At 35.1% G+C, this 12,849-nt stretch carries 4 protein-coding genes; 3 read left to right on the top strand and 1 reads right to left on the bottom strand.

What is annotated here, in order from left to right; genetic code table 11:
- Position 1: 1 nt before the first annotated feature.
- Positions 2-850 (bottom strand): hydroxymethylglutaryl-CoA lyase, encoded by an 849-nt coding sequence (locus GTR01_RS12370; RefSeq protein ID WP_160138150.1) that lies wholly within the window; start codon positions 848-850, stop codon positions 2-4.
- A 772-nt stretch (positions 851-1,622) separates the two neighbouring features.
- Here GTR01_RS12370 and GTR01_RS12375 point away from each other — a divergent pair.
- The 3 genes from GTR01_RS12375 to GTR01_RS12385 all read left to right on the top strand — a co-directional run bounded on the left by GTR01_RS12375 (position 1,623) and on the right by GTR01_RS12385 (position 12,846).
- Positions 1,623-5,006 (top strand): hypothetical protein, encoded by a 3,384-nt coding sequence (locus GTR01_RS12375; protein ID WP_160138151.1) that lies wholly within the window; start codon positions 1,623-1,625, stop codon positions 5,004-5,006.
- Between the two features lie 105 nt (positions 5,007-5,111).
- A complete protein-coding gene (locus GTR01_RS12380; RefSeq protein ID WP_160138152.1) occupies positions 5,112-5,918 on the top strand; it encodes a hypothetical protein in 807 nt (268 codons plus the stop codon).
- A 58-nt stretch (positions 5,919-5,976) separates the two neighbouring features.
- Positions 5,977-12,846, top strand: coding sequence for a hypothetical protein (locus tag GTR01_RS12385; protein WP_160138153.1), 6,870 nt, complete (start codon positions 5,977-5,979; stop codon positions 12,844-12,846).
- Positions 12,847-12,849: the final 3 nt, after the last annotated feature.

Raw genomic sequence — 12,849 nt, forward strand, 5'->3', positions numbered from 1 at the left:
TTTAAAAATGGAAAATATCTTTCGCTTTATTATAAGAGCTTTCAAAGTTTAAAAGATTCAACTTGTGCTCTGCTTTTTCAACACTCATAAAGTTGATCACCTGTTCTGTAGGCATATTCCCTACCAAATCATCTTTAGCCATTGGGCAACCGCCAATTCCTTTGATGGCACTATCAAATCTTCTGCAACCTTGATCATAAGCGGCTTTCAATTTTGAGTAAGAATCTTCATAACGGTTATGGAAATGCCCTCCGAAATTGATCTCAGGATATTTTGAAGGAATTTTTTCAAATAAAAGGGCAATTGTTTCAGGCGTTGCCACTCCTGTTGTATCGGAAAGAAGAATATCTTTAACTCCAATATCTGAAAATCTTTGTGCCCATTGATCTACATCCTCCCAGTTCCACATTTCACCATACGGATTTCCAAAAGCCATGGAGAAATAAATGTTCAGTTGTTTTCCTTCAGTTTTTACCAGTTCAAGCATTTTAACGATCTCTTCAAAAGCTTCTTCCTGACTTTTATTGGTATTTCTATGCTGAAACGTTTCAGAAATAGAGAAAGGGAACCCCAGAATATCCACAGACTGGTGCTTTAACGCTTTTTCAGCCCCTCTATAGTTTCCGATAATAGCAGAAACTTTGGTTTTGGAACGGGATTTATCGATATTCTCGGCTACTTCGTCAGAGTCAGCCATCTGGGGAATTGCTTTTGGAGAAACAAAACTCAGACAATCCAATACATCAAAGCCAACATCCATTAAGGAGTTGATATAATCTATTTTTTTATCAGTAGGGATAAACTCTCCCCATCCCTGCATTGCATCTCTAGGACATTCGGTAAGAAACATTTTTACTTTTTGATTTTCTCAAATATAATAAAACTAAACTACTTAGTATACTGTACATACAAATCTAACATTATTTTGATTTTCAAAGTTTTATATCCGATTTATAATTTCAATCACTGATATTCTATTACCCGGAAGCGATTTAAAGCAACGGATTTGGTTAATTATGGGCAGACTGATGCTTGCATTCCTCTACAAAACAGCCATTTTATTACAATGAAACACTCTATTTTCATTACTCAATTGATTTTTTTTTCATTCAAAAAAATAACACGTCAAGTTTTGGCGCTTTACCATTATAGTTTTACCTCAGACAAAAACAAAGAGATTATCATTGAGCAAATAAACATTTCTTCACACCAATTTAACTTATTAATAAGCAAAAAGTTAAAGTTATTACAAAATTGCATTTCACTCAATGAAGACCTTTTTTGAATAAAGTAATTTAATATATTGATTTAACCAAAAACAAAATTAACGCATGAAGAACACACCAATAACAAATTCTCACTCTACAGAAAAATAACTCTGTATTTTTTTAATCATTGCATCTGTATTTTTCACTCCTCATTTTTAAAGTTTTAATAAACTTTTTTTAAACCCGATTTCATATAGATACGCAATTGATTTCACAGACTAAGGTGTTGTATTCCATAGGACAACATCTAAGGAAAATATTACTGATAAATTAAAATATGATATACCATTGTAAATCTTAGCTTAAGACCGTATCCATTTTTATTTTATCAAAACATTATTAATACTTAATTAAATGACAAACAATACAAAAGATATAAATTCTTATTTCTTCACCGATGAGTCCTTTACTCAAGGGACTAAGTCTTTTGGACCAATTGACTCCAACCGATTTCAAATTACGACCACCATCCAAGGCGCATTGAATGCATATGCTGTGACGAGTGGAATATTATTATTTGGAATGCAGGAAGGATCTACAGACAAAATTAACATTCTCTTAAAACCTATAGAAGACGTAGGATTAGGAGTCAAAATTAAATATTTTGTATATAGAGGAATCACGGCCTCTGACATTTTTAAAAATCTGACAGGCACTCCTTTAGTTAACGACAGTAGTAGTCTCGCATTTGTTACCAAAGCATGCCAGGCTTATACAGCTTTTCACCAGACTATTGATGGCTTTGAAGGATCTCAAATAGGCCTAGTAAGTGGTACTAGTGGAACCAATACTGAAATCATTAAAAATTTTTTCAGTAAGGGCAGCTATAATTTATTACGAGTTGCAGCAGGTACATTGTTAGGTAAATTTTCGGCTGGAGCAGGTGGATTTGAAATTGTACTTGATGACGGAGATTATACACAGGTAAAATTAGGCCCTGCACCAGATTTCATTCCTGAATTAAAGTCCGACACCGGATTAGATTTTAATCGATCTTTTATCACTGCCAAAGAAACTATTTTAAATACAAATAAAGACACAAGCAATTTGAATCTTCCTGGTGTATTTGGTGCATCAAAAAATAATAACTTGGAGGCAAAGATATTCAGAGAGAGTATCTACAATTTTATAGACCCTGTCGCCTTTTATGGCTCCCATATAATAGAGGATACAGACCGTAAAGGTACCATTAAAGTTGGAGGAACGAATGCTTCCTATTCTTCCAAAAATGATATTTATAATAACCTTATCTTCAAATTCAAAAATAAGAATACGGCATATATTTATATCAAAGGAAAAAGAAACCGAAGTTTAAATTTTTATGACAGCACCAATACAGTAAAAATTAGATCTGCACCTCAGAATATAAGCGATCCTAACTGGCCAATTATTGTATTTTCCGAAAACCCTTCTACTAATGGTTTTGATATGGAAATTACCAATTCAACCCTGATGGCTTCCGTTAAAAGTACTTCCTATTTAAAAATAAAACCAGATAATAATGGTAATATTTCTAATGATTTTGATGCGGGATACTTGATCCCTAGATTTAAAGGATCCTATTTGTTGCCATTTATTCTAGAAACTGGAGGTAATAAAATTATTAGCAGCCTGATTTATATGAATTATAATGCTATTCCGGAAAAAACTGATATTTTATTTGGGCCTGTAAACCTTAGCTCAATTTTTGAAAGAGCTGACTTTACCAATAAAAAAGGCGCTGCCATCAACCATTTAAGCTCTGTTCTGGTAAAAGAGAATGGCGACAGTAGTCTTTATCATACAAAAATTGTCTTAGACGGCTATCTTGCGGACTATAATCCTTCTGGTATCCCTGCAGATCTTACAACAACATTAAGAACCTATATCCTAACTCCTCAGGAGACTACCCAGGAATTTGATGCTAATGCCAAGACCGACCTTACAGCAGCATACTACTGTAGTAGTACATCTGATGAATATATAAAAGCTGTTTATAACACAGGGGATATTTGGAAAGGAACTATAAAAGATGGAACAAAAACAATCACCAGTTTATTGTACCGTAGAAGCTCTTTTGAAGAAAAGATTCCTGTATTTCAGATAGGGATTTCACAGGATGATTATAACAAGCTTATTAACAATGTTTATACAATAGATGTTAATGCTACTAATTTTTTCTTTAATTTAGAAGATATTACCCCTTTATCTTCAAGCTTTATGAAATATAAGCTAAAAATACAATTTGATAAGAGTGATGGAACATTGGGAATAACCTCTGATACCCCCGCTAATTATGTTATTGTATATACAATTGACGGAGCTTTTTTCTTTAGTGAGCAATATTCTGCAAGCTTCACTAATTATAAAGAATTTCCAAAGGTAACTGCTGAGTTTTTACCAAGAGATAATTATGTGGGAGAATTTGGTTTTGACTGGTTGAGAAAGGGGGATATCGACGGAACAATTATGGATAAACCATTTAATAAGATTATTGCAGAGAATTTCACCAATGTTACCCCTCCTGTACCAGAAAAAGATGGAAATGTATTTGGTGGCTTATATAAATTTAAATTAGCAAAATATTTGCAGCTAAAAAACAGAAGTTATCAATCAATTCCTGTTAATTGGAAATTAACTACTGAAGGAGCTGATTATGAAAAAGATTTTAGTATTTCTTATTTAAATTTATACAGATTTGGAATTACTCCTAACCCAAGGGCACAATTGAGATTATTAATCCGAGCTAATCAGACATTATCCAGATTTTATATTAAATATCCAAAAGATCTATTTGCAATACGCTTGACTGATGGTTTGGTTACTCCAGATACTAATCCTATTGATTCTACAGGTCAGTTTAGGCTTCTTACAATACCATCCACACAGCTTCCCGCTGTTAATACTAGAAAATTGATTAATCTTGAAATAGAAAATTTAGCTAATATATCAAAAGATACAGAAATCACTATTCATAACGAAACGGATGAGCTATGTGGAAAAATTGTGGTGGTAAAGAACGATGAAGTACTTAGTAAAAAAATACAAATCGTGCAATTTAAAGACAATATGCCTAATAGCGTAAACACATTGTCTGCCCAAGATGCTAAAGTGAGAGGAATTCCAAATATTGATTTCTTCTTAAAACACGCCAATATAAAAGTAGATTATGAACCCTATATGGTAATAGATATTACCAGCGATGCTAATTTTAGTCCACTTCATCAGCCAAACCCACTTCCCCCTTATACATTAATAAATCCATCAATGGGTACGTCGAATAATGAAAATTTAATATCTGAATTTACCATCAATATGACCAATACGACTCCTGTAGGAAATGCTTCCAAAAAAGCCTTTGAAAATCATGTAGGAGCAGCCCTTAAAAATTACAGAAATCATCTCATCATGTGCTATACAGACAGAGCATCCAATACAAATACAAAAGGTTTTGCCCATGATGAAAAGTTTATGTTTATTCCAAAAGATATTCCCATTGATGCCTACGCTCATGAAGTCTATCACGCTCTTGGTATTCCTCATACTTTTGATAATAGCGCAGAATACGTTTACATGCATGGACTGTATAGCTCATTAAATAATACTACCCATAGCCTTACTACTCCTACAAACCCATTTGCCACCAATTATGGAAAGAATGATATCAGTGATAATCTAATGGACTATTTTATCACAAGAAAAACGACTTACAAATGGCAGTGGGATATTATGAGAAAAAAAATAAGAGAAATTAAATAAATTATAAACCTATATCCTAATATGAAAAATACACTTATTATACTATTTACATTTAATTGTGTACTATTCTCATGTCAGCATACCAAAACCTCAAAATTAAAAAAAATGAAATTTTTTGATAAAGAACTTACAATTCCGGATATAAATAAGAACTCTGAAAAACTATCTTCTGGTGAATTAAAAACTATTGAAAATAAAAATAAAATAGAAGTAGAGAGGACTAAAATTAAAAGAAAAGAAATTCAAAGCCTGCAAAATCATGATGTTTTACCGGACACTGTTTACATCAAGTCTACAGCACTTAATGCAGATAATAATGTTACTGAATATTTTTTCAATAATCAAACAAAGGACTTTGGAATTAATACTTATTTCGACAGTGACCCTCTTTTGCAGGATCAGGCTCTGCGCGATTCATATATCAATGCGCAACCTATGAAATTTTTGTTAAGTAAAACATATTATTCCAATGGTAATTTAAAAACTAAAAGGCTGACTTTCAGTTCCGTTATCATCAAAAATTATGAATATGATGAAAAAGGCCTTCTTATAAAAGAAGATGATCTAGCGAAAAGTTCTAAACTTTCAGTGTCAGATATTTTGAAAATTTTAGAAAAAAATGGTATTGAAATAAATTTTAAAATAAATCGCTTATCTGCATCCGCAAATACCTACTTATATTGTATAAATACGGATAAAGGTAAAATCTGGTATTTACAGCAATACGAAAACAATCAGGAAAGTATCATTTTTGATGAAACCGGTAAGATCATTAACCAAGTAAGGTATAGTAAAGATCCTGGAAGCTTTGTCGTTTTAAGTGTTCCTGCATACAGGAATATCTATAAAGATAAATCTATAGAAGAAGCAGAGAAGGAAACCGGTCTTAGGATTTTCCTTATGAAAGAATAAAAACCTCAGAAAATGATGGCCAATAATATAGGCTATCAATTCTTAAAAAAAAAATTCCATGCCAACACCAAAACAATATTATCCAAAGTTATCGGATCTGATAACTTTGGACAAGATTCCTGCGTCCCTAGAGTTCGTACAGAATCTTTCCCAGCAGATATTCGGTAAAGTTTATTATAAAGACTATCAAACAAGTGTAAGTCCGTTGGGGGATAGCGCTTTCCACAGCCTAAGTATCGTCACCAAAGAAAGAATAGATTTTAATCTGCCATTCGGTCTTAAGTTTGTTCTTAACAGGGATGCTCAAAACAATGACATCTCATCCTTCCCTGTTACAGTTCAGTATAACTGGCCCGTAATTGGTTATATTTCTCAATTTAATCTTTCCAATTTCTCATTTTCACCTGAAGAAATTTTCAGAGTTGTTCTGATAAGCTTAAATCTTTCAGAAGAACGTCTGATCACTGAAGCTTTAAAGATTTTTGTAAATACATCAGGAGATCCGATTAATCAATTTGTAGATGATATCAATTCTAAACTGGGAAGTAGTTTAAATACTCTTATTCCCTATCCTACTTCTTCAAACAGATTAGCTGAAGTTATCCGCTCCATTAAGCAAGCTTATGGGAAAAGTGCTGCATTTACAATTTTTGCCGCCTATATTTTGATTAACGGAAATATCAATGCTACAAAGAATAATTTAAAGCTATTTTTCAAAAACCTTCTTCCTGCTGATATTGATCAATATCTGCTTGACATTATCACACCTAAAGCTTTAGTAACTTTAGAAACCACTGCATCTATCGAGTTCCCAAGAAATATTCTAAAACCTTGGAAAAAAGTAGGCGATGTTTTAACTCCTGAAACAGATCCTAACAAAAAAACTGCCTTTGAATTTGCAAAAGCGCTTTTTTATGCAGATACAACAGAAGGAATTGGATATAACCTGGATATTGCAGGAACCTTAAATCCTACCTATTCCGAGATCGGAAATACAGGACTGCTTATTCAGATTGAAAGGCTGAAGCTTGACCTCAGCAAAACCAAGAACATCCCGGAAGCAGATGCTTATGGATATTCGCCTGATTTTACAGGAGTATATGCGAGAGCTGTTTCGGTAACACTTCCACCTAAATGGTTTACAAATGCTGATAATCCTGCCGGAAACACCTCTACTACGTTAAGACTGGGAGGTTATGATATGCTGATAGGAACCGGAGGCGTTTCCGGAACGATCATGCTTGAATCTGTTCCTGTTGCCAATCCCGGAACTTCATTTGAATATTTTAATGATAAGTTTTCTTTTAATTATCCTATTGGTCTGTACAGTAAGGATCCTGTTACCCAGGAATCCCAAACACTGACGCTGAATAATTATCAGGAGCTTAAAAATGCACTGCAGCAGATTAATAATACCAATAATGGTTCAACCGCTCCATACGAATTTAAGTTTCCGTTATCTTTAAAACCTAACGGACTATCGACTTCATTAACATTTAATAATCCTTCAGCCTATCAGACTTATTTGTCTGGTCTTAATAACAATTTTCTATGGAAAAGAGTGGGTGGAGAAAATGGTTTTAAAGTAGGTTTTAAATCGTTTGACATTACATTTAAACAGAACTCTGTAGTATCTTCCAATATTGCAGGTCGCTTATTCATTCCAAAGTTTACGGATTCACAAGGGCAGCCCGCAACGATAGATGTAAAAGGCCACATTGATGGTAACGGAGATTTTTCGCTTACCGCCTCTGCTGTACCTCCTTTTGATCCAACCATCACTTTACCGAACGTATTCAAACTTCATTTAAAGTCTGTTGAATTAGGAAAAGAAGGCGACAGATTCTATATCGGTGCCTCTGCAGATGTAGAGTTCCTGGGAGTTCTTGGCAACTTACTAAAAGGACAAACTTTAAGTATTTCGACACTTCGTATTTATAGTGATGGACATATTGACTTCCGCGTAAACGGAGGAAACCTTATCCTTCCTGAACCAATCAAGATCCCAATCGGCCCTGTAGAAGTATCTGTTACCGCCATCCACTTTGGTTCTCATGAAAGAATGAAAGACGGAAAAATGCGTAAATACAATTACTTTGGCTTTGATGGCGGAGTAAGTATTGGTCTTGCAGGTCTTGATGCCCGTGGAGACGGAATCAAATATTATTATACAATTGATGACGACGAGGAGAACTGCAAAGCAGGTGGTGATCCAGCGAAATGTAAACATCATGATTCTTATCTGCATATTCAGACGATCCATGTGGATATGATCATTCCTGCAAATTCCAGCGATCCAAGCGTTTCGATCAAAGGATGGCTTTCCGTTCCTGAACCGGGAGAATTCCAGGAATATCAGGGAGGTGTCAGCCTGAAAGTGAAAAACCCTCGTATTGCAGGAGGTGTAGAAATGCGTTTAGCGCCTAAATATCCGGCTTTTCTTATTGATGCTAATATTGAGTTACCTAACCCAATCGCATTAGGCCCTGTTTCTATTTATGGATTCAGAGGACTATTGGGATATCGTTATGTTGCAGAAAAAGAAGCCATTGGAATGACCTCTCAGAATACATGGTACCAATATTATACAGCACCAGAGAGAGGAGTCAATGTCAAAAAATTCAACCGTCCGGATAAAACGGAACATTATAGTTTCCCTTTCTCATTAGGAGTAGGTGCTATTATTGGAGATACTATGGCTGCCGGAACAATTATTTCTGCTAATGCCATGCTATTATTGTCATTACCATCCATGGTGATGATAGATGCCAGAATGAAGCTCTTATCATCAAGAGTGAAATTTGCAGACGATCCACCATTCTTTGCCTTCTTTATTTTTGGAGACAGCTCGCTGGAGTTTGGATTTGGAGCAGACTATAAATTCCCTGAAAAAACAGGAGATGTTATTAAACTGTATGCTGAAATTCAGGCTGGTTTCTTCTTCAACAATCCTTCAGCATGGTATATCAATTTCGGTACCCAGCAGAATCCAATTACAGCAAAACTTCTGAAAGATCTCTTTACCCTTAAAGCATTTTTAATGATTTCCGGAAAAGGAATTCAGGCAGGAGCAAGAGGAGAATTCAGATTTGACCGAAGATTCGGGCCTATTAAAGTATTTGTACTGGCTTATCTGGAACTTGGCGGAAAAATCAGCTTCCAGAAACCACAAATGGGAGCTTATCTCGAAGCCGGATTAACTATTGATGTTGATGTCGTCATCCTTCGAGTCTATTTAGCAGTAACGATTCTCCTGGCTGTAGAATCTCCTAGGCCATTCCTTATCTATGGAGCCTTCACACTGGCATTCAAAGTAAGGCTTCTATTCTTCAAGATTTCATTCTCTGTGAAACTTGAGCTGAAGTGGGAGTTTAATAAAGATGTTGACAGAGATCCTATCAATCCATTTATAGATACTTTAAGCGAAAACCCTAATTTTGCTAAAGGTATAGCAGCTCCAGACCAGGCAGACAGCTTAGTAAAAGGAATCAGTATGCTTACCAATGAAACCTTTGATCTTGAAAGACGTTTGATTAGTGAGTTAAATAGCTTAACCCCAGCGTCTATTAAAAAAGTTATTCCTTTGGACACGTATATTGATATTAAATCAACCAAAGGATTACTCCCAACAGCCAGTTCCAATGCCATTGGAGGGTTCACCAATCCTGCGAGCAACTACAATGACATGATTCCGCCTGAAAAAAATATGAAAGGGCTGGAATTGAGACAGGTGAAGCATCAATATACCCTAGATAATATTGAAATCAAAGCATACACCGGAGCAGGTTGGGTAAATTACGAGCCATTTAGAGCAATGGATCCTTCCAATCCTTATTTGAATAATGTGAATAACGTTCCTCTTAAAGTAGGACAATGGCAGAAAAAAGACAATCAGTATAATGCGATCCGTTTACTTGGAACCACGCCTTTCTCTTATACAGAACAAGGAAATCCGGGATGGTTTACCCCTGAGCAATATGGCATCTTGCCTTCTACTCTATTCTGTGAAGGACAACATATAGAAGATTCTATTTCAGACTTCTTGGATAAGCCTCTGAACACGCAGTATTATGCTTCTTCAACCAACTTCTTCCAGAGTAAGGGAGCTTCATACCAGATTTCAGGAGATAATCTTTATACAGTAAATCCTGATGGAAGTATTGCAATGACTGGAGATTTTGCTAAGGTTTCAGATGAAGTTAATATTCATAATTTCGAGAAATCGTTAGAGTTTCCTAACCGTACTCCGCTTACCATTATGCTTCCGGCTTCAGCAGTGAAGATCGAACTTCTTCTAAGCACCTACAGCACCGGACTTAATATCAAGATCTACGCTCCTATTATTGATGCTCACCAATCACTTGTCCAATATAGAATTGTAGATGAGAGAAATATTTCCAAGGATGATCTTACAGAACCTGTTAAGTTTGAATTACAAGCATTGGATGCCGCTTCAAAAATTGTCATTACTCCTGAGATCACAGATATGGTACAAATCAACCTTATTCTTGAACAAATGGCAGCATTGATGAATGAAGGATATCAGATTGCTATGCAACAGGGAGGTTTCATATCAGGAGTGGTACCGCCAAGCGACCCAGCGTTATATGATCAACTTCAAAATAAACTTGAAAAACTTCAATCAAGAGGTTGTGAAGGGTTCAGTCAGCAGAAATTTGAGGAAGCTTGTGTCCTATATCCTGCTTTGGTTGGTATTTATAATAATAATTTTATAATGACTGATGATTTCAATCTCCATACTGCCGAAGAGTTAAGAGCATTATATGCAAACTTTATCCGTGAAAACCTTCAAGCAGGAGTCTATCATGAAGTCGTAAATAAAATTAATTATTTTAATATTCCGTTGGATCTTTTGAAGGCCAATGCTCAAAAATATGACACCCTATTAAAAGATCTCAATGATTATTTAGGATGGGGAACTGATGAAGAGATGATAACTCGCTTCGAGTTATTAAAAGCAAAAATGAAGCAAATTGTTAACTTCTTAGAAACCGTAAATCTTTGTAAAGATACAAGTGTTTGCAATCTTAGCGCTGCTCTTGCTTATCAGACTCATTTTGATGTAAATAATAATTTTTCTCCTTTCATGGAGACCTTTGAAAAATTCATTCAGGATAATCCTTGGAAAGCCAGTCTTAAAGAAACACTGAACAGACAGCTTGTAACCTTACAGCAAATCATAAACTTTGGATATGTAGGATATGAAGCGATGTTTGCTCAATATTGTGAGGAACTCATTTCGCTTCTTAAAGGACTTGGAAACTGTAACGATCATAAAAAATGTCTTACTCTATTCCATGAAGTGAAATGGATGAGTGTTGAAAATTATCAATATAATGTTAATATTCCAGGACAGGGTGCTATTGCACAAGATACACAAGCTGCAGTAAATGCCATTACTCATTTTATTCAACCAATCTGGAGACCAGATACTGCTTATTTTGTGAAATTCCAGTTGAAAGATACGGTAGACAATGGATTAGCAAATAAGGTTTATGATTATGCCTATACATTTAAAACAGCAGGGCCTCTTGGATTCTTCCACTTAGATAAAGATGCTACTTATGGAGAAATTCCAATCAAAGACTCTCCAAATGTTATAGAAGACACCATTGGAGTCATCAGAGATCCAAACGGTAATGTTATTGATAACACTTTAACTCCACATCCGGATCTTTATCCACATACTTCATTGAGAGCATATATTGATTATCAACGTTCTTATCCTAATGCTGACGGAAATATTGTGAATGCAAAACCATTATTCTACGATGATAAAACCACACAAATCTTCCTGTATTTTACATCGAGATATGCTGCTAAACTTTTAAGCGGATGGGATGCTTATAACGGAATGTCAAGACTGGGAGGAACAATGAAAATCCTCATTAAAGATCCTGTAGAAGGTGTAGAAGTAGTCAACCCACCACATCTGGATGCTACAGAACAAACAATTGCTGGAACCTCCATAGAAATCCCTCAAACGATTGAAGCGTGGGCACAGGAAAGTAATCCGGCTATCCCAACTGCGTTAAACCAATATATTCAAATGTTGAACAATGGTGATCACTGTACTGGAAATGTCACATTGACAACCCCTAAGTCTATGTATCGATTGGTAACTCCTAAAAAATTAAAACCACAGAAGCTATATACTGCTCAGGTCATGAATTTCTATTGGGGTAAAGACGAAGTAAGCCTTTCGAATATTACTGAGGAGATCAAACAAAAATATGGAAAAGAAGTCCATAAGTTTGTTTTCCAAACCTCAAGATATAAAAACTTTGATGAACAAGTAGGAAGCTATCTTACTAGGTTTAAAGATGATGAGGATAAAGTTCAGATCAAGACTGCAGTGTATACCATCAAAAAAGCAATAGCTGCAGACAAAATTGCAGCAGCATACAGTGTTATTAAGAACCAGCCTACCTTATTAGGAGATGCGATTGCCAATCAGTACCAGCATCCTTTTGACCGAGTATTCCAGGGATTATTCAATATATCTCCTTTGGAAGATGCTACGACCACTGAATTCAATAAAATTATTGATACCAACACAGGAAAAGTAATTGCTATTTTGATCAGAAATCCGGAACCTTTTAATCATCCTAAAATTCCTTTGGAAAAATTAACAAGAAAAGGAACCAAGTTTGTCGAACCTGGAATGATTGAAGTAATGCTAAAATTGCCTGGTGGAATTATTAAGGACGGATTCAATTCCACTATAAATTCCAAGTTTACCTTCCTTTACTCCAAGGATTACTCCCAAGCAATCCTTATGAAAGGTACTCAAGGGATCGGAGAAATAGCTCTTGATTTCCAATTCATTTATAAAATTTGGGATGACAGCGTCTCTGATTATGTAATATCCAGTGTAGCCAATGCTAATGAAATTCAAATAAACTAAGCC

Source organism: Chryseobacterium sp. c4a (genome assembly GCF_009900745.1).
Taxonomy (GTDB): Bacteria; Bacteroidota; Bacteroidia; order Flavobacteriales; family Weeksellaceae; genus Chryseobacterium.

Coding starts and splice junctions, on each gene's coding strand:
- GTR01_RS12370 (WP_160138150.1), bottom strand. CDS start 850: ATGTTTCTTACCGAATGTCCTAGAGATGCAATGCAGGGATGGGGAGAG.
- GTR01_RS12375 (WP_160138151.1), top strand. CDS start 1,623: ATGACAAACAATACAAAAGATATAAATTCTTATTTCTTCACCGATGAG.
- GTR01_RS12380 (WP_160138152.1), top strand. CDS start 5,112: ATGAAATTTTTTGATAAAGAACTTACAATTCCGGATATAAATAAGAAC.
- GTR01_RS12385 (WP_160138153.1), top strand. CDS start 5,977: ATGCCAACACCAAAACAATATTATCCAAAGTTATCGGATCTGATAACT.